This window comes from Corynebacterium pollutisoli, from assembly GCF_900177745.1.
In the GTDB taxonomy this organism is placed as follows: Bacteria; Actinomycetota; Actinomycetes; order Mycobacteriales; family Mycobacteriaceae; genus Corynebacterium; species Corynebacterium pollutisoli.
This window is the reverse complement of sequence record NZ_FXAR01000007.1, coordinates 12725-34729: the sequence shown is the minus strand read 5'-3', so window position 1 is coordinate 34729 and position 22005 is coordinate 12725. Positions and strand designations below refer to the sequence as shown.

General features: G+C 67.7%; 23 protein-coding genes. 7 read left to right on the top strand and 16 right to left on the bottom strand.

The window, feature by feature from the left end; genetic code table 11:
* Positions 1-8: 8 nt before the first annotated feature.
* A complete protein-coding gene (locus tag B9Y70_RS09660; protein WP_085550063.1) occupies positions 9-578 on the top strand; it encodes a TetR/AcrR family transcriptional regulator in 570 nt (189 codons plus the stop codon).
* On the opposite strand, the gene B9Y70_RS09655 is transcribed toward B9Y70_RS09660, so the two are convergent.
* The 5 genes from B9Y70_RS09655 to B9Y70_RS09635 form a co-directional block, all read right to left on the bottom strand.
* Entirely contained in the window at positions 575-1168 is a 594-nt protein-coding gene (locus B9Y70_RS09655) for a TetR family transcriptional regulator (protein WP_085550062.1), read from the bottom strand. The two genes, B9Y70_RS09660 and B9Y70_RS09655, sit on opposite strands and share 4 nt — an antisense overlap.
* Positions 1152-3470: an MMPL family transporter gene (locus tag B9Y70_RS09650; protein WP_085550061.1), complete on the bottom strand. Its 2319-nt coding sequence runs from the start codon at positions 3468-3470 to the stop codon at positions 1152-1154. The genes B9Y70_RS09655 and B9Y70_RS09650 overlap by 17 nt, the downstream gene beginning before the upstream one ends.
* A 197-nt stretch (positions 3471-3667) precedes the next feature.
* On the bottom strand, positions 3668-4027 hold the full coding sequence (locus B9Y70_RS09645; RefSeq protein ID WP_085550060.1) for a hypothetical protein: 360 nt from the start codon (positions 4025-4027) through the stop codon (positions 3668-3670).
* A 1-nt stretch (position 4028) separates the two neighbouring features.
* Entirely contained in the window at positions 4029-5660 is a 1632-nt protein-coding gene (locus tag B9Y70_RS09640; RefSeq protein ID WP_085550059.1) for a peptide chain release factor 3, read from the bottom strand.
* Between the two features lie 24 nt (positions 5661-5684).
* Entirely contained in the window at positions 5685-6530 is an 846-nt protein-coding gene (locus B9Y70_RS09635; protein ID WP_085550058.1) for an SDR family NAD(P)-dependent oxidoreductase, read from the bottom strand.
* A gap of 62 nt (positions 6531-6592) precedes the next feature.
* On the opposite strand from B9Y70_RS09635, the gene B9Y70_RS09630 reads away from it, so the two are divergent.
* Entirely contained in the window at positions 6593-7141 is a 549-nt protein-coding gene (locus B9Y70_RS09630) for an NADPH-dependent FMN reductase (RefSeq protein WP_085550057.1), read from the top strand.
* Between the two features lie 551 nt (positions 7142-7692).
* On the opposite strand, the gene B9Y70_RS12880 is transcribed toward B9Y70_RS09630, so the two are convergent.
* Together B9Y70_RS12880 and pth (B9Y70_RS09625) are read right to left on the bottom strand one after the other, a co-directional pair.
* A complete protein-coding gene (locus tag B9Y70_RS12880; RefSeq protein ID WP_162841659.1) occupies positions 7693-7851 on the bottom strand; it encodes a hypothetical protein in 159 nt (52 codons plus the stop codon).
* 100 nt (positions 7852-7951) lie between these two features.
* Positions 7952-8566 carry an aminoacyl-tRNA hydrolase gene (pth, locus tag B9Y70_RS09625; protein WP_085550171.1) on the bottom strand — a complete coding sequence of 205 codons (615 nt, stop codon included), beginning with the start codon at positions 8564-8566 and terminating at the stop codon, positions 7952-7954.
* Here pth (B9Y70_RS09625) and B9Y70_RS09620 point away from each other — a divergent pair.
* The gene (locus tag B9Y70_RS09620; protein ID WP_143337599.1) at positions 8565-9527 is read left to right on the top strand and encodes a nitronate monooxygenase; all 963 of its coding nucleotides are present in this window, start codon (positions 8565-8567) and stop codon (positions 9525-9527) included. The two genes, pth (B9Y70_RS09625) and B9Y70_RS09620, sit on opposite strands and share 2 nt — an antisense overlap.
* Positions 9528-9570: 43 nt before the next feature.
* A complete protein-coding gene (locus tag B9Y70_RS09615) occupies positions 9571-11028 on the top strand; it encodes a glyceraldehyde-3-phosphate dehydrogenase (RefSeq protein ID WP_085550055.1) in 1458 nt (485 codons plus the stop codon).
* A 102-nt stretch (positions 11029-11130) separates the two neighbouring features.
* Here B9Y70_RS09615 and B9Y70_RS09610 read toward each other — a convergent pair whose 3' ends face one another.
* The 5 genes from B9Y70_RS09610 to B9Y70_RS09590 form a co-directional block, all read right to left on the bottom strand.
* A complete protein-coding gene (locus B9Y70_RS09610; protein WP_085550054.1) occupies positions 11131-11430 on the bottom strand; it encodes a hypothetical protein in 300 nt (99 codons plus the stop codon).
* Between the two features lie 413 nt (positions 11431-11843).
* Entirely contained in the window at positions 11844-12566 is a 723-nt protein-coding gene (locus B9Y70_RS09605; RefSeq protein ID WP_085550053.1) for a maleylpyruvate isomerase family mycothiol-dependent enzyme, read from the bottom strand.
* A complete protein-coding gene (locus B9Y70_RS09600) occupies positions 12566-13393 on the bottom strand; it encodes a fumarylacetoacetate hydrolase family protein (protein WP_085550052.1) in 828 nt (275 codons plus the stop codon). Before B9Y70_RS09600 ends, B9Y70_RS09605 begins: the two co-directional genes overlap by 1 nt.
* A gap of 6 nt (positions 13394-13399) precedes the next feature.
* The gene (locus tag B9Y70_RS09595) at positions 13400-14521 is read right to left on the bottom strand and encodes a cupin domain-containing protein (RefSeq protein ID WP_085550051.1); all 1122 of its coding nucleotides are present in this window, start codon (positions 14519-14521) and stop codon (positions 13400-13402) included.
* 156 nt (positions 14522-14677) lie between these two features.
* On the bottom strand, positions 14678-15469 hold the full coding sequence (locus tag B9Y70_RS09590; RefSeq protein WP_085550050.1) for an IclR family transcriptional regulator: 792 nt from the start codon (positions 15467-15469) through the stop codon (positions 14678-14680).
* A 133-nt stretch (positions 15470-15602) separates the two neighbouring features.
* On the opposite strand from B9Y70_RS09590, the gene B9Y70_RS09585 reads away from it, so the two are divergent.
* Positions 15603-16883: an MFS transporter gene (locus B9Y70_RS09585; RefSeq protein WP_143337598.1), complete on the top strand. Its 1281-nt coding sequence runs from the start codon at positions 15603-15605 to the stop codon at positions 16881-16883.
* A gap of 15 nt (positions 16884-16898) precedes the next feature.
* Entirely contained in the window at positions 16899-18278 is a 1380-nt protein-coding gene (locus B9Y70_RS09580; protein ID WP_085550048.1) for an FAD-dependent monooxygenase, read from the top strand.
* A gap of 101 nt (positions 18279-18379) precedes the next feature.
* Here B9Y70_RS09580 and pth (B9Y70_RS09575) read toward each other — a convergent pair whose 3' ends face one another.
* The 4 genes from pth (B9Y70_RS09575) to B9Y70_RS09560 form a co-directional block, all read right to left on the bottom strand.
* A complete protein-coding gene (pth, locus tag B9Y70_RS09575) occupies positions 18380-18925 on the bottom strand; it encodes an aminoacyl-tRNA hydrolase (protein WP_240309219.1) in 546 nt (181 codons plus the stop codon).
* 73 nt (positions 18926-18998) lie between these two features.
* Positions 18999-19643 (bottom strand): 50S ribosomal protein L25/general stress protein Ctc, encoded by a 645-nt coding sequence (locus B9Y70_RS09570; RefSeq protein ID WP_085550046.1) that lies wholly within the window; start codon positions 19641-19643, stop codon positions 18999-19001.
* A 164-nt stretch (positions 19644-19807) separates the two neighbouring features.
* Positions 19808-20188, bottom strand: a complete 381-nt coding sequence (locus B9Y70_RS09565; protein WP_085550045.1) for a hypothetical protein — start codon at positions 20186-20188, stop codon at positions 19808-19810.
* 21 nt (positions 20189-20209) lie between these two features.
* Positions 20210-20824 (bottom strand): DNA alkylation repair protein, encoded by a 615-nt coding sequence (locus B9Y70_RS09560; RefSeq protein ID WP_085550044.1) that lies wholly within the window; start codon positions 20822-20824, stop codon positions 20210-20212.
* An 18-nt stretch (positions 20825-20842) separates the two neighbouring features.
* On the opposite strand from B9Y70_RS09560, the gene B9Y70_RS09555 reads away from it, so the two are divergent.
* Complete coding sequence (locus B9Y70_RS09555; RefSeq protein ID WP_085550043.1) at positions 20843-21964, top strand: MFS transporter; 1122 nt, start codon at positions 20843-20845, stop codon at positions 21962-21964.
* The last annotated feature ends 41 nt before the right edge of the window (positions 21965-22005 follow it).

Here is a 22005-nt window from a genome sequence, read left to right as displayed (position 1 = left end):
TGACAACCATGACCACCCTGCGCCGAACCATCCGCCGTGCCGAAACCGACGAGAAGATCACCCAGGGTGTACTCGCGATCATCCGGCGGGAGGGACTGTCCGCGGTGACGATCGACTCCGTCGTGGCGGAGACCGGGGTGGCGAAGACCACCCTCTACCGCCGCTACGCCGACCGCACGGAACTCCTCTGCGGGGTGGCCACCTCCCTCACGCCACCCCCGGAACGCACCTACCCCCACACCGCCCCCGGTCTGCACGATTTCATCGACGACATCCGCACGATCTTCGACGAGCAGGTCGGCCTGGCCGCGGTCGGGGCGATCATGGCCGGTCCGGGCACCGACGTCGAGACGTGGCGAGAAGGCCTCGTCGCCCCGCTCATTGCGCAGCTGCGCACCTACCTGGAGGAGGGCGTCGACAAGCAGGTCTTCCATGCCGCCCACAACCTGGAACTGGTCATCGACCTGGTAATCGGCGGCCTGTTCATCGCCGACACCCGCCACCGCGGGGTGCCGGCCGGGTGGACCGCCGACATGGCGGGGCTGCTGTGGCGCAACCTCACCCGCGCCCCGGCCTAGGCCAGGCGCACCACCGCGAAGGCCCGGCGGATCAGCTCTGCAGCTGCCGCCGGGTCCTTCGGTTCCGGCAGGGTGAAGTAGAGCTCGAGGGCGGTCTGGGCGACGGCGGCGGCCGCACGGATGGCGACCTCCGCCTCGAAGGGGCCGAGGTTCGGAGTGCGGGCGCGCAGCTTGTCGAACAGGGGGCGCAGCTGTTCGTCGAGGTCGTGGATCGCGGCGGCGCCGCGCATGGTGAGCAGCAGGTCGGAGATCCGGAAGAGGCTGGCGAAGGAGTCGAGATGCGTGTCGACGCCCGCCTCCCCCCGCAGCCCCTCGATGATGACCCACTGGATGGCGTCGAAGAGCCCGGCGTCGGCGGGGGCGTCGCGGAGCCGGTCGATGAGCTCGCTGACCCGGCCGACCATGAACTCCAGCAACGCTTCGTCCATGGCGGTGAAGTAGTTGTGGAACGTGCGCGGGGACACGCCCGCGGCCTCCGACACCGCGGCGATGGTCAGGGCGTCAGCACCCTGGTCGAGCGCCAGGGCGGCCGCGGCACGGGCGATCTGGGCGCGGGTGGCCGCCTTCTTGGACTCACGCAGCCCGGACATCGCTGAGCCCCTCGCCCTCGACGTCGACCTTCGGCAGGATGCGGTCGAGCCAGCGGGGGATCCACCAGGCGCGCTCGTCGAGAAGGAACATCGTCGCCGGGATGATCATCATGCGCACGACGAAGGCGTCGAGGGCCACCGCGACGGCCAGGGCGAAGCCCATCGTCTTGATGAACACCATGTCCTGCGCCATGAACGCCGCGAACACGGAGATCATGATGAGCGCGGCCGCCGTGACCACACGCGCGCCGTGCTTGAAGCCGTTGGAGGTGGCGTTGCCCGCGGTCTTACCGTGGGACCAGCCCTCGCGCATGCGGGTGACGAGGAAGACCTGGTAGTCCATCGCGAGGCCGAATACGAGGCCGATGAGCATGATCGGCAGGAAGCTCAGCAGCGGCTGCGGGTCACCGATGATGCCCAGCCAGCCCTCCTGGAAGATCGCGACGGTGATGCCGAAGGTAGCGGCAACGGAGAGTCCGAATCCGAGGGCCGCGATGAGAGGCACCCAGATCGAGCGGAACACCAGCAGGAGCACCAGGAACGCCAGCGCCAGCACGATGCCGACGTAGGGGAGCAGCACCTCCCGTAGGCGGTCGGAGATGTCGTCGAAGATGGCGGTCGCACCGGTGATGCCGAAGGGCACGCCGACGTCGGTGGCGCGCAGGTCCTCCAGGGTCTCGGAGGTGCGCGGGTTCGTCGCGCCGAACTCCGGGGTGATGAGGATCTGTGCCGCGTCGAGGGTGTCGGTCGTGCCGACCACCTGCGCATTGACGACGCCGTCGGTGGCGATGAACTTCTCGACGCCCGCGCCCATCACCATCGGCCGCTCCTGCGGGTCGACGTCCGCGAGGTCGAGGAGGGCGATCATCGGGGCATCACGGCCGGGGCCGAACGCGTCCGCGGTGATCTCGTGCGCGATACGCGGCGGGGTGCCCGGGGTGGCGGTGCCGTCGGTGGGCATGGCCAGGCGCATGTTGGCGGCCGGGATGGCCAGCAGGCCGAGGAGGATGACGCCGACGAGCAGGTGGGCGACGGGGCGCTGACGCACGCGACGCACCCAGCGCAGGCCCATCGTCGGGTGGTCATCCTCCGGGTCCGGGGCCTTGACTCCCGGCACGCGGGCGGCGAACACGCGGGTGCCCAGCAGGCCGACGAGCGCCGGCAGGAAGGTGAGCGCGATGAGGACGGCGAGCGCGACGGTGGCGGCGGCACCGAGTGCCATGGCGGTGAGGAAGGGGATGTTGATGATCGACAGCGCCGCCAGGGCGATGAGTACCGTGAGGCCGGCGAAGATGACTGCGGATCCGGCCGTGCCCACGGCCATGCCCATCGCGTGGGCGCGGGTCTCCTTGTCCATGTTCCGCAGCCGCTCGGCCAGGTCCTTCGGCTCCAGGTCATTAGCACCGGTGGCCTTGATGAGCTCGGTGCGGAAACGGGAGACGATGAACAGGGCGTAGTCGATGCCGACGGCCAGGCCGATCATGGTGGCCAGGACCGGGGTCATGTCGGAGATGTCGTCACTCACCGCGGTGGTGAGCTGGATACCGAGGAAGCCGATGCCCACGCCGATGATCGCGGAGATGAGCGGCATACCCGCGGCCACGACGGAACCAAAGGTGATGATGAGCACCAACGCCGCCACACCCAGGCCGATGATCTCCGAGGTCATGTTGATCTCGCCGGAGGTCGCGCCGAAGGTGTTGCCGTTGTACATGACCGTGAGGTCGCCCTCGTTGTAGCGGTCGAGGATGTCGGTGACGGTGGCGATGTCGTCGGCGGGGACATCCATCGTGGACGGCTCGTCGAAACGCACGCTGACGATGCCGGTCGTCTCGTCCCGGCTCAGCGGGCTGACGGTGGCGACGTCCGCGGCGATCTTCTCCGGCGGCATGCCCTGGGCCTCCATCTCGGGCACCATCTGCGCCTGCAGGCCCTCAGAGGCCATGACCGGGTCGACGATGGTCTCCGGGTTGCTCAGCAGCCCGGTGTCGCGGACCTCCGCGAGCATCTCGTTGACCTCGGCGTTGACGGCCGGATCGGTGAGGGTGGCACCGTCCGGCGCCTTGATGGCGATGTTGCCCGTCGGAGCATTGGTCGGGTCCTCCGCAGCAGGGAAGATCTCCTGCATCTTCTCCATCGTGACCACGGAGTCGAGTCCCGGGATGGTGAAGGTGGAGGAGGGCTTCTGGGCGAAGGCACCGGCGAGGCCGCCGACCGCGAGAAGAAGTATGAGCCAGAACGCGAGGAACGGCCAGGACCTGCGGTAGGCGGTGCTACCCAGGCGATAGAGGAAGGATGCCATGCCCTCAGAATATGGAAAGTTGCACAGTCGGTGCAAGTTTGCGTTTGGGGTGCAAAACATCTGGGAGTCCGCAGCGGCGGACAGTGCGGGATGAGTCCGCAGCGGCGGACAGTGCGGGATGAGTCCGCAGCGGCGGACAGTGCGGGATGAGTCCGCAGCGGCGGACAGTGCCTCGCCTCAGGCTCTGGCGGGCCAGGCTACTCCACAACAACCCCGAGGTTGAGCCCCTCGATCTCGTAGGCACCCGCGCCGCCGGCGACCTGCGCGGCCAGGTCCGCCGCGACCTCAGAGGTCAGCGGGATGATCCAGCCGCGCTTGGGGTCGTGGGCGGGGACGAGGCGTTCGTCCTTCACCGGCACCAGGTTGACCACCAGCTCGCCGTCCTCCAGGGCGGTGGGGACGCGGGAGGAGGCGGCGTCGATAAGCGCTCCGACGCTGACTACCGGGATGGTGAGCACGACGATCGACTCGGCGGTGTGCACGGCCAGGCCGGGCACGGCGTGGCGCTTGAGGTCGGCGGGGACGTCGACAAGCTCTTTACGACGGAAGAGCGCCATGTTAATCAGCCACCAGCGGTTCCATGGTGAGGTGCGGGTGCTCCTTCTCGATAAAGGCGAGCTTCCACTTGTCACCGAAGAGCGCGATGAGCTCGCCGTCGGTGCGGGTGAACACCTCGACGCCGCGCTGGCGGCCCAGTTCCGCGGCGGACTCGGCGTCGGTGCGGCGGGCGACGGAGTAGGGGACCGGGTCGGTGACGGTCTCGACGTTGTACTCGACCTCCATGCGGGCCTGCATGACCTCGAACTGCATGGGGCCGACGGCGGCCATGACGGGGTTGGCCTCGCCGCGGGCGTCGTTACGGAGGATCTGCACGACGCCCTCGGAATCGAGCTGCTCGAGCGCCTTGCGGAACTGCTTGTACTTGCCCAGGGACTTCGCGCGGAGGGTGCGGAAGTGCTCGGGGGCGAACTGCGGCATCGGCGGGAACTGCACCTTGCGGCCCGAGTAGATCGTGTCGCCCGGGGCCAGGGATCCGGCGTTGACCAGGCCGACGATATCGCCCGGGAAGGCGGTCTCGACGGTCTCGCGGGTGCGGCCGAAGACGGTGAGCGCGTACTTCGTGGAGAAGGAACGGCCCGACTGCGCGTGGGTGACCTGCATGCCGCGGTCGAACTCGCCGGAGACGATGCGCATGAAGGCGAGGGTGTCGCGGTGCTTCTTGTCCATGCCTGCCTGCACCTTGAACACGACGCCGGAGAAGTCGTCGTCGAGAGAGCGGGTCTCGTCGATGGCGGTGGTCGCGGCCTCGACGGCCTTGGGATCGGAGTCGCGGGAGCGCGGGGCCGGGGCGATGGCGCACAGGGTGTCCAGGATCTGGTGGACACCGAAGTTGAGCATCGCGGAGGCGAAGATGAGCGGGGAGGTGATGCACTGCTCGAACAGGTCCTGGTCGTGGAGGGCACCGTCGGCGGCGAGCAGCTCGGCCTCCTCCACGGCCGTCTCCCAGACATCCTCCTCGCGGGACTCGGCCTCGGACGGGGTGTAATGCTCCTCCGGGGCGATGGTGGAACCGCCGGCGGTGCGGATGAAGTGGATGTACTCCTCGACCTCACCCTCCTCGCCGACTCGGGCCAGACCGCGGAAGTCACCCGCGATGCCGACGGGCCAGAACAGCGGCGTGGGCTGCAGACCGATCTCCTGGACGATCTCGTCGACCAGCTCCAGCGGCTCCCGGCCGACACGGTCCCACTTGTTGATCACCGTGATGATGGGCAGGCCGCGGGCCTTGCACACGCGGAAGAGCTTGAGGGTCTGCGGCTCGAGGCCCTTGGCTGCGTCGATGAGCATGACGGCGGCGTCGACCGCGGTGAGCACGCGGTAGGTGTCCTCGGAGAAGTCGGCGTGACCCGGGGTGTCGACGAGGTTGATCATGTACGGCTCGCCCTCGTGCCCCTCGGGTGCGTACTCGAACTGCAGGGCGGAGGACGCGATGGAGATGCCGCGGTCCTTCTCCATCTCCATCCAGTCGGAGACGGTGGCCTTGCGGCCGGCCTTGCCGTGGGTGGCACCCGCCTCGGAGATGATGTGCGCGTGCAGCGCCAGCGCCTCGGTCAGGGTGGACTTACCGGCATCGGGGTGGGCGATGACGGCGAATGTGCGGCGGCGTGCGGCTTCGGCGGTGGTGCTCATAAGTCCTTGAGCGTAGTCGCTCGCCTACTCCCAGGTCACACCGAGTGCGTGGGCCGTGTCCTCGAACACGCGGGTCGCCAGTTCCGGATCCCGCCCGGCCCGCTTCTGGATCCCCGGCCGCCGCCGGTCGTTGTAGTAGCGGCCGGACTGCCAGTGGATCCCCGGTGTCCCGGCGATGAAGTACGCCAGGTTCATCCCGCCGTCGGGCGCCGGGTGGAACATGCGGGCGATGGCCGTCTGGTAGCCGTAGTGGATGACGCTTGAGGTCTCGGTGCCGAAGTTCGTCGCGATGACCCCGGGGTGGAACGCCACCGTGTTGAGCCCCCGGTGGTGGTAGCGCGCGTGCAGCTCGCGGGTGAACAGCACGTTGCCCAGCTTGGAGTTGCCGTAGGCGCGGGCGGGGGAGAAGCCGCGCTGGGTCTCCGGGTCGTCCGGGTTGAAGCGGGCGAGGAAGGCGGAGGCCATCGACGACGTCGCCACCACCGACGCGCGTGATTCCAGGAGGGTGGGCAGCAGCAGGTTCGTCAGCAGGTAGGGGGCCAGCTGGTTGACCTGCCACGTCAGCTCGAAGCCGTCGGCGGTGCGGATGGGGCCGTCGAACATGCTGCCCGCGTTGTTGGCCAGGACGTCGATACGCCCGAGTTGACGCAGCTCGGCGGCGAGGGAACGGACCTCGTCGAGGCGCGAATAGTCGGCGACGTGGTACGTGGCGTCCGTCTCAGCGGCGATCGCCGCGGTCTTGACCGGGTTGCGGCCGACGAGCACGAGGCGGGCGTCGGGAAGCGCGGCCCGGAGGATGCGGGAGGCGGCGGCGCCGATGCCGTCGGAGGCGCCGGTGATGACGATGGTCGAGGCTGTCACATTATCCATTGTGCATTGACGCCGGTACAATTAATCGTGTTTTCGTCAACAAAATGCGAAGGAGTTTTTTCGTGAAGATCGGTATCGTCATCGGTTCCGTCCGCGACGGACGTTTCGGCGAGGGCGTCGGGCAGTGGGTCACCGAGGCGGCGCAGAAGCGTGAGGCCGCCACCTACGAGGTCCTCGACCTCAAGGAGTTCAATGTCCCGCTGCTCACCTCCGCCACCGTCCCGGGTGCGGCGAACAAGCAGTACGACGACGAGAACGTCACCGCCTGGTCGCAGGCCGTCGACTCCTGCGACGGCTTCGTCTTCATCACCCCCGAGTACAACCACGGCGTGCCCGGTGCGATGAAGAACGCCTACGACTCCCTCGGCATGGAGTGGTGGGGCAAGCCGGTGGCCTTCGTCTCCTACGGCGCTGCCGAGGGTGTGCGTGCGGTAGAGAGCTGGCGTCAGATCGTCGGCAACTTCCAGCAGTACGACGTGCGCAACCAGGTGACGCTGTCCATCTTCAACGACGTCGACGACAACGGTTTCGCCCCGCAGGAGCGCCGCGCCGGCGAGCTGGACACCATGCTGGGTGACCTGGAGAAGCTGGTCGCGCAGCTGGCCAAGTAGCCGCTTATCGACGCCGCGGGGGCCTTCGGGGTAGTTGAGTTGGGACATTCATCGAGTGCCGCGTGGGGTCTGCTCGGTTAATGCCCCTTCTCGAATGTCCTTGTGTACAGACAGCACTGGCTCCGACAATGTGGGGCCTCGACACCATATCAGGGCCCGCCGCTCCACTGCCCGCCGTTACCCGCGCCGGCACCCCGGTGGACTAGTCCACGTCGACGTCAAGAGGATCGGCCGGATCCCCGACGGTGGCGGATGGCGTACACCTGGGTCCTCGAAGATGAAACATCGGCGACCTTGGCCGGGTTCCTGTTGTGCGCGGCAGCCTGATTCGCCGCCCACAGTACCCCCGTATCCGAGCGGGTAATTACTGACAATGCCCTGGCGTACCGGCGGGGCCGGGAGCAGTAGCGGCTCATCAAGCATTGCCCGCGGCACAACAGCAACGCCGAAAGGTACAACAAGACCCTGGCGCGGGAACGGATCTACGCCAGGGTCTACACCTGCAGCTGTCAACGGCGGGAAGCCATTGACAGCTGGTTAGACGAGTTCAACTAGTCGTCCCAGCGGTCGTCCTCCCAGTGGTCATCCCAGTCATCGTCCCAATCAGAGACGATTGCGGGGATGGGGAGGGAGGAGTTGGCGGGGACGACACCGCCGACGAGGGAGGTGACCATCGCCATGATGGAGGCGATGATGGCGGATACGGTCATGGTGGGCTCCTTGGGGTGGTGGGTGAGATGCGCCTTACTGGCACATCTTCATTTCACCGCGTGGTGATGAAGGGCCCGTGAGCCGGAGATGAGGGCTATTTCATCGGGAGTGGATGACGTTCTGCGCCTTACTCAGTCCCTGCTCGATGATGAGGCGGGTGGCCTCCGCAGCCAGCGAGATGTTCTCGCCGCCATCGACGGGGCCGAGGACGTGGTCGGTGACGGACACACCCTGCGGCGGGCGGGCGATGCCGATGCGCACGCGCAGGTAATCGCGGGTGCCCAGGTGCCCGGTCATGGATTTCAGTCCGTTGTGCCCGTTTTCGTTGCCACCCTTCTTCACCCGCACGGTGCCGACGGGCAGGTCCAGTTCGTCGTGGATCGCGATGATCTTTTCCGCCCGCACGTCGAGCCCCGCCAGAGCCTCGCCGGAGAGGTTCATGTTCGTCGTCGAGCGCAGCACGAGGACGTCCTGCCCGGCGATGCGCAGCCTGGCGTAGTGCGCCTTCGCGCCGGGCAGCGGGGTGAGCGGCTGGCCGTCGAGCAGCTCGTCGACCGCCATGTAACCCACGTTGTGCCTGGTGGCGGCATACTTCGGCCCCGGGTTGCCCAGGCCGAGGATGATCCAGTCGGCGGTGAGGTCCGGGGTATGCTGGCGGCGGAAGAGGCGGAAGAGGTCGAGGAGCTTGAACACGACCGCTAGTCTCTCACACATGGACATCCCGCAGATCATCGTCGCTCCCATGGCCGGTGGGCCCTCCACGCCCGCGCTTGTCGACGCCGCCGCGGCCGCCGGCTCCCTCGGTTTCCTCGCCACCGGCGGGGCGACCGCCCGCGTCCTCGAGGAGCAGATGGCGCAGGTGAGCGGGCCGTACGGCGTGAATCTGTTCACCCGGCAGGCGCCCTTTGATTCGCTTGATGACGTCCACCGCCTCGCCGGCGACCGCGAGCTCCCGGAGGTCGACCTCAGCAACGGCTTCGACGCCAAGTTCGCCGCCGTGCTGGCCGCGGAGCACCCGCCGGTGGTGGTTTCCGCGACGTTCGGCCCGTTCACTCGCGAGCAGATCGACGCGCTGCACGCCCGGGGCGTCGCCGCGTGGGTGACCGTGACCAATCCCACTGACGCGGTGACGGCGGCCGCGACGGGTGCCGACGCCCTCGTCGTCCAGGGTCCCGAGGCCGGCGGCCACCGCTCCACGTGGACCATCGATGAGACCCCCGACGACCGGCCCCTGCCCGATCTTGTCCGGTCCGTGGCGGAGGTCGTCGACCTGCCTCTCATCGCCGCCGGCGGGCTCCGTGACGCCACCGACGTCGCCGCCGCCCTCGCTCTGCCCGGCGTGGTCGCCGTGTCCTGCGGTTCCGCGTTCCTGCTCGCCGACGAGGCCGGCACCTCCGCCCTCAACCGGGAGCTCCTCGCAGAGGGCGGGCCCACCGTGGCGAGCCGGGCCTTCAGCGGTCGCGTCGCGCGCGGCCTGGAAACGGACTTCAGCCGGAATAACCCGGACATCCCGCCCGTGTACCCGTACCTCGTCCCGCTGCAGGCGGCGGACCGCAGGGAGCGCCCGCGGGAGCTGGCCTACTGTCTGGTGGGGATGGGCGTCGATAAGCTCGGGGGTGGCCCCGCGGCGGCGATTCTCGCCGGTCTGGCGCCTGAACAGGCGATTTCAGGCTAAAGTCGTGGGGACGTATCCCCACACCCACGGAGGTAGAACCGCAGTGACCGCCCACGCGCAGCCCGAGCAGAACGACTGGAACGAGAAGATTGCCCTTGCTCAGGAGATGCTGCCGCTGATCGGCCAGCTCCACCGCAACAACGACGTCGTCGTCTCCATCTTCGGACGACTGCTCGTCGGCGCCACCGACATCGACATCATCAAGGCGCACCGCTACGCCCGCCGCGTCGCCGACCGTGAGATGAAGCTGTCCCAGACCATCCCGGTCCTGCGCGAGCTCGTCGACATGAACCTCGGCACCGCCTCCATCGACCTCGGTCGCCTGGCCACCGGCTTCGAGAAGTCCGGCGGCACCGACCTGCGTGCCTACCTCGACGAGCAGCTCGCCGAGATCGTCGGCAAGCACACCGCGACCGAGCCGACCGACGTCGTCCTCTACGGCTTCGGCCGTATCGGCCGCCTCCTGGCCCGCATCCTCATCCAGCGTGAGGCCACCTATGGCGGCGTCCGCCTCCGTGCCGTCGTGGTACGCAAGAACTCCGAGGACGACATCGTCAAGCGCGCCTCCCTCCTGCGCCGCGACTCCGTCCACGGTGCTTTCGACGGCACCATCACCGTCGACAAGGACAACGACGTCATCTGGGCCAACGGCACCAAGATCCAGATGATCTACTCCAACTCCCCGGCAGAGGTCGACTACACCGCCTACGGCATCAAGGACGCCATCGTCGTCGACAACACCGGCCGTTGGCGCGACCGCGAGGGCCTGTCCCAGCACCTCGAGTCCAAGGGCGTCGCCCGCGTCGTGCTCACCGCCCCGGGCAAGGGTGACCTGCTCAACGTCGTCTACGGCATCAACCACGACACGATCACCGACGACGAGAAGATCATCACCGCAGCCTCCTGCACCACCAACGGCATCACCCCGGTGCTCAAGGTGCTCAACGACCGCTACGGCGTCGAGCACGGTCACGTCGAGACCGTCCACTCGTTCACCAACGACCAGAACCTCATCGACAACTTCCACAAGGGCACCCGCCGCGGCCGCGCAGCCACCCTCAACATGGTCCTCACCGAGACCGGCGCCGCCAAGGCCGTCTCCAAGGCTCTGCCCGAGTTCGAGGGCAAACTCACCGGCAACGCCATCCGCGTCCCCACCCCGGACGTCTCCATGGCCGTGCTCAACCTCACCCTGGAGCAGGAGGTCGACCGCGACGAGGTGAACAACTTCCTGCGCAAGGTCTCCCTGCACTCCGACCTGCGCCAGCAGATCTCCTACATCCACTCCCCGGAGGTCGTCTCCACCGACTTCGTCGGCACCACCCACGCCGGCATCGTCGACGGCCTGGCCACCATCGCCTCCGGTAAGCACCTCGTGGTCTACGTCTGGTACGACAACGAGTTCGGCTACTCCAACCAGGTCATCCGCATCGTCGAGGAGGTCGCCGGCGCCCGCCCGCAGATCTACCCGCGCCGCCTCGAGGCTGCTGAGCTGAAGTAGCTCTTCGAGGATCAGCTTCAAGCTGGCTCAGCGATTGGCCCGGTACTCCGCGTGGAGAACCGGGCCTTGTCTTCGACGACAGCGCAGGTTTCAAGGAACAACTCACACTTGACCGTCGCTGGCCACGGCAATCATGGCCAGGAGCAGGTGCTGCCCGATCTGACAGGCACCTACGCTGACCCAGTCAGCTGCTGACTGGGACGTTGACTTGAGGATCTGTGTTTCCCGGCGCATGTGGTCCATTGCCGAATGGGGGTCCAGTGGATGTGGTCCGGCCGAGCCCACCGTGAAGGTCACCTGGATATGTGCGGGGGAACCATCCGGCGCTGTCAGCTGGGCCTGAACGGGAACGTCGTGGTGCGGCTCATCGGAGATGGCGGCCCGGATTTCAATCTCGCCCACTGGAGTGGCGGTATGGGACTCCCACACCACCGTGCTGTCGTCGACGGGGGGAAAGGAAGAAGGAGATGTCGCGACTGTGAGAGAGAATCCACCACAATGGAGGATTAGCGCGTGAGACTCCACAGGCTAACCTGACTTCCTGACTGATGCCCGAGGCCGATCTGCCTCCAGCATGGATTGTCGCGCTCACCCGGAAATCTCGGGAGCCAACTCCCCTGATGCACGGGACCTCGCCATACAAGCCGGTGAAGTAGTAGCCAAAGGCAAGAAAGCAATGAACATCAGGACTAAAACTGTACGCATGTTCGCAGAGCTTAGGGCATGACTGGCTTTCTGCCATTCGAGAGATTAAGGAAACGCCCCGCCGCCCCCTCGACAGGAAGAGGGGACGGCGGGGCGTCGATAAGCAGGGGCTAGAGCCAGCGGGGAGGTGCGGGCACCTCGCCCTGCGGGGAGGTGACACCACGGTCGCCGCGGCCGGAGGCCCAGCGGGCCAGGCCGGCCCAGTCACCGTGGATCTCCACGGTGTCGGCACCGGGGGAGACCTCGATGCGCGCGCCCTCCTCCGGCACGAGCACGAGCCCCTCCCCGTCACCGGCGCCGCGCCACTTGCCGGCGATCTCCGGGACCAGGGTCTGCAGGATCACCGTCGGGATGTCGGAGAAACCGGCGTTGACGTTGAGGTCGACGGCGTGCAGCCACACCTCACGGGTGCGCATCCACAGCGTCTCCGAGGCGGGGACGGTGCGCCCCTGCGCGGTCTTCACCTCGGCCTGCCAGGCCTCCTCCGGGAGGTCGCGCCAGGCGACGTCCAGGCGGACCAGGGTGTGATCGTGCAGGTTACGGATGGCGTCCGGGATGAGGGTGGCGCCACGGGCGATCTCCTCGCCGCGGGCCTGCGGGGAGGAGTACATGGGGGTCTCCTCGCCCGTCGCCGCCCAGTGCATGAGGTTGCACAGGGCATTGGCGTTGTAGGCCACGTGGGCGGCCAGGTGCGCCACGGTCCAGTCCGGCAGCAGAGTATCGCGACCGAACTCGGCGTTGTCGATGAGCGCCAGCTGGCCCGAGTAGTGCGCGGTGCCGCGGCGGGTCAGGTTGAGACGCTCCTCGATGGACAGGTCGTGGAAGCTCGTCATTACTCGAACACCGTCTTGTTGGCGACGTGACCCAGGCCGTCGATCTCGACCTTGACGACGTCGCCGTCGCCGATGTAGCGCTTCGGGTTACGGGCGTGGCCGACGCCGCCCGGGGTGCCGGTGACGATGACGTCGCCGGCGTCCAGCGGGTAGATGTGCGAGATGTACTCGACCAGCTGCGCCGGGTTGAACACCAGGTCGTCGGTCGGGGTGGTCTGCATCTTCTCGTCGCCGAGGTAAGTGGCCAGCTCGCCGCCCGGCTCGTAGGCGTCGGAGGTGGTCATCCACGGGCCGAAACCGGCGGACTTCTCGAAGGACTTGCCCTGGTGCCACTGGAGGGTGCGGTACTGGTAGTCGCGCATGGTGTAGTCGTTCATGACGGCGTAACCGGCGATGTAGTCGGCGGCGTCGGCCTCCTTGACGCGGCGGGCCCGCTTGCCGATGATGACGGCCAGCTCACCCTCCCAGTCCAGCTCGGAGTTGGCGTACTCGGGGACGAGGACATCGTCGAACGGGCCGGTGAGGGCGTCCGGGAACTTGACGAACAGGGTCGGGACCTCGGGCAGGTCGCGGCCCATCTCCTTGATGTGGTTGGCGTAGTTGAGACCGATGCAGACGATCTTCTTCGGGGCCGGGACGACAGCCTCGAGGTCGGTCAGCTCGAAGGAGACCTCCTCGCCGGCGGCCTGCTCAGCGACCTCGCGCCAGTTGTCCTCCTGCAGCAGGTCGCCGACGTTGGCGAAACCGTCGATCTTCACGGCGGTGGAGTCGGACTCGACGCGGGCGGCGAAGGTGCCCTGGGCGGAGCGGATGGTAGCAAGACGCATGGTGATTTAGATTCCTTCCGGAGTGTAGGTACGTGCCAGATTCAGCTTCTCAAAGATCGGGTGATCGGAGAAGCAGAAGAGATCGACGCCGTCGACGCCGGCCTCGATGGACCACAGCTTCCAGGACGGGACGTTGACGACGTCGCCGTGGTTCATCTCGAAGGTCTCCTCGCCCACCTTGATGGTGGCGGAACCCTCGAAGACCTGGAAGACACGGTTGCCGACCTCCTTGACCGGGGTGGTCGCGGCACCCGGGCGCAGGCGGTGGAACTCGGCGCGGATGGTCGACATGACGTCGCCGCCGGTGGTCGGGTTGGTGTAGCGGATGGCCGCGTGACCCGGGCCGACGACGCCCGGGAAGCCGGCGTCCTCGAGCTGCAGCTGGTCGTTGAGGGCGGCGTCGGTGTGCTCCCAGGCGTACCGGCCGATGGTGGAGGACGTGGTCGCACCGGGGAAGGCGACCGGGCGCAGGCCCGGGTGCGCCCACAGGCGCTCGGAGCGGGAGTAGTCCGGGGTGGACTCGTCGGTGAGCTTCTCGGAGCCGTACTCGAAGAAGCCGGTGTCCATCTGGTACGCGAAGGGGATGTCCAGGCCGTCGAGCCAGGCCATCGGCTCGGTGGCGATGTTGTGGTGGCCGTGGAAGTTCCAGCCCGGGGTGAGCAGGAAGTCGCCGCGCTTCATCGGGACGGCGTCGCCGTTGACGACGGTCCACACGCCCTCGCCCTCGATGACGAAGCGGAAGGCGTTCTGGGAGTGGCGGTGCTCCGGGGCGTTCTCACCCGGGGCGAGGTACTGGATCGCGGCCCACAGGGTGGGGGCGATGTAGGTCGGGCCGCCCAGGCCCGGGTTGGCCAGGCCGATGGCGCGGCGCTCACCGCCGCGGCCGACGGGGACGAGCTCGCCGGAGCGGCGGGCCAGCTTGATCAGCTCGGACCAGTCCCAGCGGTGGGCCAGGGCCTGCGGGTCCGGCTCGTTCGGCATGAGGCCGCCGATCTGGTTCCACAGGGGCTTCATGTGGAGATCGTCCATCTTGGCGTACATGTCGTTGAGCTCGGCCTGCTCCTCAGGCGTCGGCTCGGGGGCCACAAATTCAACGTGCTTGTTGGAGTAGTCGGTGCTCTCGCTCATGCGTGAACCTCCTGCGTTGTGATGGTGCGCGGGCCGGCGGGGGACCGCACACAGGGGGTGGTTGTGACCTCAAACATAGGGGCCGGAAAAGTGTGACTCAAAGACTTTCCGCCTTACGGAAAATAGTTCCGGGGGTAGGAATCCCTACCCCTTTTCTCACGCCTTGATGTCCGGGGCGGTCAGCCGCAGGTCCTCCAGACGGCGGTTGAGATCGCGGGAATGTTTGAGCAGAATCTCCGCGCAGCGACGGTGGACACCGCGGAAACGGCCCGTCGGGGTGGCCACCGTCATGGCCCCCAGAATGTCACCCAGATCGTTGCGCAGACACACGCCGACCGCCGAGACGTCGTGCTCGTAGAGGCCGTTGTTGATGGAGAACCCGCGACCCCGCGTCCGGTGGAGCTGGCGACGCAGGGACTCGAAGTCGGCGTCGGGAAGCGAGGGGTAGAGGGCGCGGAGCTCCGCGGCGGAGTGTTCCGCCAGCATGATGAGGCCGCCGGCGTTCTGCTCGGCAGGCATGACCTGGCCGCGGCGGATGCCCACGCGCACCGGATGGGTGCCCTCCACGGTGTGGAGGAAATGCACCTTGTTGCCCACCAGGACCATGAGGTGGGTGGTCTCCGCGGACTCGGTCGCGATGGCCTGCATGTGCGGCAGGCAGGCGGCGATGAGTTCGCTGCCCACGCCCGGCTGGAGACTCGACGACGACAGGGCCGGGCCGGGCAGATACGTGCGGGATTCGCTGCGCGTGGCGAAGCCGCGGTAGACGAGCATCGCCATGGACCGGTGCACCGTCGACGGGCTCACGCCGAGTTCCTCGGCCGCCCCGGAGATGGTGAGGGTACCCCTGTCCCGGAGCATGAGGATGAGGATGAGGGAGTGGTCCACCGACTGCAGAAACTCCCGCGGGGGTGCCCCGTGGGTGGGAGCGAGGTTCAAGAAAATCACACCTTCCGCTATCTGGAATATCTTTGATTGTAACCCCCATCACCCTGAAGATGTGCCTATGGCTCCAATCTCCGATCACCCGCGCAGCGGGTCCACCGCCGTCGGCACGGCCGGTGGCACACAGACACCCGGAATGGGTGACAACACCAGCGGCTTCAGCATCCTGGGCATCAGCGGGCGCCGTCTCGCCGCCGTGCTCATCGGCTGGTTCTTCGTCGTCTTCGACGGTTACGACCTCATCGTCTACGGCACCGTGCAGACCGAGCTCATGGAGGAGTGGAACCTCAACTCGGCGCAGGCCGGCACCATCGGTTCCACCGCCTTCCTCGGCATGGTCATCGGGGCCGTGTGGGTCGGACGGCTCTCCGACCGGGTGGGGCGCAAGTTCGCGGTCATCGGATCCGTCGTCGTGCTCTCCGTGTTCACGCTGCTGTGCGCCTTCGCCATCAGCCCATGGATGTTCGGTGCCTTCCGCCTCCTGGCCGGTATCGGCCTCGGCGGTCTCGTGCCCTCGGTCAACGCGATGACCTCCGACCTCGTCCCGCGTAAGACGATGTCCGCGTGGGCGACCGTCATGATGTCCGGCGTCCCGCTCGGCGGTTCCATCGCCGCGGTCCTCGCCCAGTTCATCGTCCCGTCCCACGAGGACTGGGGCTGGCGCTTCATGTTCCTGCTGGCCATCGTCCCCCTCGTCATCGGCCTGCCGATCGCCATGAAGGTCATCCCCTCCGACCAGGCCATCCGCGAGGACCACGCCGCCCGCGAGGGGGAGGATCAGCCCGCCGGCTTCAAGGACCTGCTCACCGGCAAGTACATGGCGATCTCCATCTGGTTCTCCATCGCCACCTTCGTCACCCTGCTCGCCTGGTACGGCCTGGGCACCTGGCTGCCGCGCCTCATGCAGACCGCCGGCTACGACTTCGGCGCCGCCCTCAACTTCACCCTGGCCCTCAACCTCGGTGCCATCCTCGGCTCCGTCGTCACCGCCTGGGCGGGTGACCGTTTCGGCCCGCTGAAGTCCGGTGCCGTCGCCGCCGGTGTGGCCGGTGTGGCCCTGCTCCTGCTGCTCAGCGAACCGTCCGTCCTCGCCGTGTACGTGATCCTGGTGCTCGCGGGCGTCGGTACGCACGGCACGCAGATCCTCATCATCGCCGCCGTGGCCAACTTCTACCCGCACAACCTGCGCGGCACGGCCCTCGGCTGGGCCCTCGGCGTCGGCCGCATCGGTGCCGTCGTCGCCCCGCAGCTGGCCGGACTGCTGCTCAACTGGAACCTCGGCGTCGGCTCGAACTACCTGCTGTTCGCCTGCTCCGCGCTGCTGTCCTCGCTGTCGCTGGTGGTCCTGTTCTTCATCCACCGGAAGATGCCGAACCCCAACGTCACCGTCATCACCTCCCACTCTGATCCCCGTTAGAAAAGGAAGTCACCCATGTCCCAGAACGTCCTCAACGCCTCTGACGAGCTCACGGGCCAGAAGTTCATCATCGCCGGTGGCGGTATCGGCGGCGCCGCGGGCGCGCTCGCACTGTCGCTGCGCGGTGCCGACGTCACCCTCTACGAGCGCGCCCCCGAGTTCAAGGAGGTCGGCGCTGGCCTGCAGATCGGCCCCCACGGCGTGAAGATGCTGGAGAAGTGGGGTCTCAGGGACCGGGTCTTCGAGGCCGGTTACCTCCCGGAGCGCATGCAGTTCCGCGACGCCATCACCACCGAGCCGATCCTCACCATGGACTTCGGCGCGGACTTCCAGCAGCACTACGGCGGCCGCTACCTGGTCATCCACCGCTCCGACCTGCTGGCCATCCTCGTCGAGGCCGCCCAGGAGGCGGGCGCCACCCTGCACAACGGCGTGCAGGTCCTCGGCGCCGACACCCGACCCGACGGCGTCACCGTCCACCTCGAGCACCGTGCCGACGGCCGCACCGAGGACGTCGAGGCCGACATCCTCGTCGCCTTCGACGGCATCCACTCCGTCTTCCGCAAGGAGATCGTCCAGGACGAGCCGGTCCCGTCCGCCTACGTCGCCTACCGCGGCACCTCCTCCCTCCCGGACGATCCGGACATGAAGGACCTCAAGGACGTCGTCGGCTACATCGGCCCGCGCTGCCACTTCATCCAGTACCCGCTGCGCCACGGTGAGCTGCTCAACCAGGTCGCCGTCTTCCAGTCGCCGCGCTACCTCCAGGCACTGACCGAGGGCACCGACGTCCCGGAGGACTGGGGCAACAACGAGGAGTTCAAGAACGCCTTCGACCACACCAACGAGTTCGTCCAGGGCCGCCTCGGCTCCATGTGGCTGGACACCTGGTGGCAGATGTCCGACCGCGAGCCGCTGGACAACTGGGTCGTCTCCGACCGCATCATCGTCATGGGCGACGCCGCGCACCCGCCGCTGCAGTACCTCGCCTCCGGCGCCGTCATGGCCATGGAGGACGCCGAGTGCCTCGCGCTCTACGCCTCCCAGGCCGCCGCCACCGGCTCCCTGGACTGGGCGTCCGTGCTCGCCGACGTCTCCGGCGAGCGTGCCCCCCGCTGCGCCCGCATCCAGACCACCGGCCGCTTCTGGGGCGAGCTGTGGCACGTCGACGGCGTCTCCCGCCTCATCCGCAACGAGACCTTCCGCCAGGCCGGCCGCACCTCGTGGTACCCCTACGTCGACTGGCTGTGGGACTACGACGCCGAGCGTCGCGAGTACCTGCAGGATCCGTCCAAGGGCGAGCTGCCGGAGGCCCTCCAGGAGTGGGAGTACAACATCCACCGCCTGGTGGCCCAGCGCGAGGGCGATGCCGCTCCGGAGGAGCTCACCATCTAGCAGTGCTTATCGACGCCCCGTTGTCGCCGACGGGGCGTCGACAAGCATGTATACCCTCATGGTCGTGCGCGAAGGTCATCGTGGCGGTCATCGCGGGAGCGCTAGATGTACTTCTCGATCTCGTCGGCGGCGTCGGCGAGCAGGAACGGAAGGTCCCCGGCCTCCTGGCGGGAGAAGGGTTTGAGGACGAACGCGGCCGGGTCCATGCGGCCGGGCGGGCGGCCGATGCCCAGCGCCAGGCGCTGGTAGTCCTTCGTCCCCAGCGACTTGGTCACCGACTTCAGGCCGTTGTGGCCGTGGTCGCCGCCGCCGAGGCGCAGGCGGACCTGCCCGAAGTCGAGCTCCAGCTCGTCGTGGGCGACGATGATGTCGGCCGGGGGGATCTTGAAGAACGTCGCCAGGGCCTTGACCGGCCCGCCGGAGACGTTCATGTACCCGCGGGTCCGGGCCAGCACGAGGCGGCGGCCCTGATGGCGCACCTCCGCGACCTCGGTGTTGGTGCGCTTGTGCACCGCGAAGCTGGCGGGGGCGGGGGAGATGCGGGAGGCGAGCTCGTCGAGAAGCATGACACCGATGTTGTGGCGGGTATCGGCGTACTTCGCGCCCGGATTACCCAGACCGACGATGAGAAGCGGAGAATCAGTCACGCGACCAGTCTGGCACAGAAAAGGGGAAACGCCCCTGACCAGCAGGTCAGAGGCGTTGCACGGCGAGTGGGATTTACTCGTCGTTGGTGGAGCCCTCCTCGGAGCCCTCGTCCTTGCCGGCCGCGCCGACAGCATCCTCGGTGCCCTCTTCGCCCTCCTCCGGGACCTCGGCGACCTCCTCGAAGGTGATGTTGAAGACGAGCAGCTCGGCGTCGTCGACCAGCTTGACGTCCTCCGGCAGGGTGATGTCACCGGCGTTGATGACGTTGCCGGCCTCGATGCCCTCGACGGACACGACGATCTCGTCCGGGATCTCCAGAACGTCGGCCTCGACCAGGATGGAGTCGACCTCCTGGATGAGCATGGCGCCGGAGAAGACCTCGCCCTCGTGGATGACCGGGATCTCGACCTCGACGCGCTCGCCGCGCTTGATGCCGAGCATGTCGACGTGGTCGATGTCCAGGGTCAGCACGTTCTGATCGATGTGCTTGATCATGGTGAGGTGCTTCTCGCCGTCCACGTCGAGCTCGACGACGGCGTTGACGCCCTGGTTACGGACGACAGCGGTGAACTCGATGCGGTCCACGGAGAAGTGGACGTTCTCGGCGCCCTGGGAGTAGATGACGCCCGGGATGCGGCCGGCGACGCGCAGACGACGGGCGTAGCCCTTGCCGAACTCTTCACGGGGGGCAGCGGTCAGGGTGGGGTACTTGGCCATGTGGCTGTATCTCCTTGGTTGTATACGGCCGACAGGCGAAAAGCCTGCGACCGACTCTGGTCTGAGGTGACGTGTCCTCGTCGAGTCATCGCAGGCTGAAATGAACCTTATGATCGCGTCGATAACGCCCCAGGTGGGGCCTCGCCGAGACGTGCGCCATCATATCAGCGCGGGGCGGGCGGCTCCAAAACCGGAGGCTCGAAGATCGAACCCAGGCAGGAGCTCACGCCGTCGACCCGCGACTCGAAGAGCTCGATCGTCATGGAGCGGGCCCCGTCCCAGTAGAAACGGTCCTCACCGCTGAGGGTGATGGTGAGCAGCAGCCCGTCGGTCTCCCAGCGGACGTCCCGCGCGGAGAATCCGTGCTCCTCATCGTCGGGCTGGATCCACACCGTCTCCGGCGGATCCTCCGGCCCGCGGGACAACAGCAGCGAACGGGGCGGGGTGTTGGCCGAGAAACTGAAGGTGAACACCATGGTGAAGACATCGGGACGTTCTGTCTCGGTGTCGAGGTAGATGTCCAGCGGCGAGTAGATGTGCGCCATACCTTTCCCAACACCGGGGGCTCACAGATATTTCGACGCCTCCCGCCTGGTCAGTGCCGCCATCTCGTGCTCGTCGCGGAACGTCCTCACCCACGCCGGGTCGGTCTTCGAGTACTCGCGCAGCGCCCAGCCGACGGCCTTGTCGAGGAAGAACTCGCCCGAGTCCAGGTTGCCGGCCAGGATCTCGCCGAGCAACTCGGCGTCGGTTGCTTCTCGACGCCCCAGCTGGTGCAGCACCGCCGCCCGCCGCACCCAGAGGTTGTCGTCGCGCGCCCACGCACGCATCTGCTCCGGCGTGCAGGCGCGGCCCACCGGCTTGGCCAGGGCATCGACGGTGTCCCACCAGGACTTCCGCACCACGAGGCTCCGCAGGAAGTCCGCAGCTGCGGACTCCAGGGGTACTTTCTGCAGGTGATCGCAGGCGACGTACTGGAACTCGCGCTCGGGCAGGGACCAGAGGGCGTCGACAAGATCCCGGTCGAGGGTGCGGGGGAGCAGGCCCCGGACGGCCCGGCGGCGAGCCGGTGTCGCCACCCCGAGGAAGGGGAACTGGTCGCGCATGTAGGCGGCCATGCCGGCGGCCCGCCCGGGATCGGCCAGGGGGCGCAGGGCTGATTCGATGAGGTCGACGGACACGGCCTAAGTTTAGGTGTCATGAGAAGACTGCAGATGGCGGCGATCCTCGTCGGCGGGTTCGTGGGCCCCTTCACGGGGCAGGCGCTGGCGGTGGTGCTGCCGGAGTTCGCGGAGACCTTCGACATCAGCGTCAGCCGGGCGGCGTGGACGATGACGGCGTACCTGCTGCCGTTCTCGGTCATGATGCTCGTCTCCGGGCGGCTGGTCCGCGGCATCCACCCGCACAAGGTGGTGTGGGCCGCGTATGCGGTGACGCTGCCCATGGCGCTCCTGCTGCTGGTCACGCCGTCGTGGCCGCTGTTCCTGTTGTGCTACTCGACGATCGGTGTCGCCAACGCCTTCACCACCCCGGTGCTGCAGAACATCCTCCGCGAGCTCGCCCCACCGCAGGAGCTGGGTAAGGCGCTCGGCACGTACGCGGCGATGCAGTCGCTCGGCATGCTGTCGGCACCGCTGGTCTCCGGGCTGTCGAGCCTGGTGAGCTGGCGTCTGACGTTCCTCGTCACGGCGGCCTCGGCGGCGTTCATTCTCCTGGCACGCCTGCCCGTGGTGCCCCCGCCGGCGACCTCCCCGCAGAAGGTGAGCGGCCGCGTCCAGTGGGGGCCGACGGTCATCCACATGGTGACCGGTTTCATCGTCGGCGTGGGCATCATCGGCCTCGGCTTCCTCACCGCCCTGCAGGTGGGTGACGCCTTCGGGCTGGGGCCGGTCGGCCGTGGACTGGTGGTCATGTGCGGTGGTGCGGCGGCGTTCTTCGCTTCGCGACGCATCGGCTCCATGGCCGACCGCTACGGCACCCGTACCGTCCTGGTGGCCAGCTCCGCGCTGGCGGCCGTCGCGCTGTTCCTCCTGCCGATCGCCCCGTGGGCCGTCGCGGCCGCCCTGGTGTGGGCCGCCGCGGTGTCCGCCGGGCAGGGGATCCAGGCGACGGTCAACCTGGCGGTCATCAACGCGCCGGGCGGATCCTCGCTCATCTCCACGGTGCAGGCGTTCCGCTTCTTCGGATCCGCGGCCGCCCCCGTGCTGTTCCTGCCCGTCTACCTGGGCATCGGTCCGGCGGCGTTCTGGGTGGCGGCGGCCGCCCTGCTGCTGGCCGCCGCCCTCCAGTGGATCAACCCGCAGCGGATGGCCCCGTCCTGACAGACGCAGGACGCCCGGCTCCCACGTGGGGAACCGGGCGT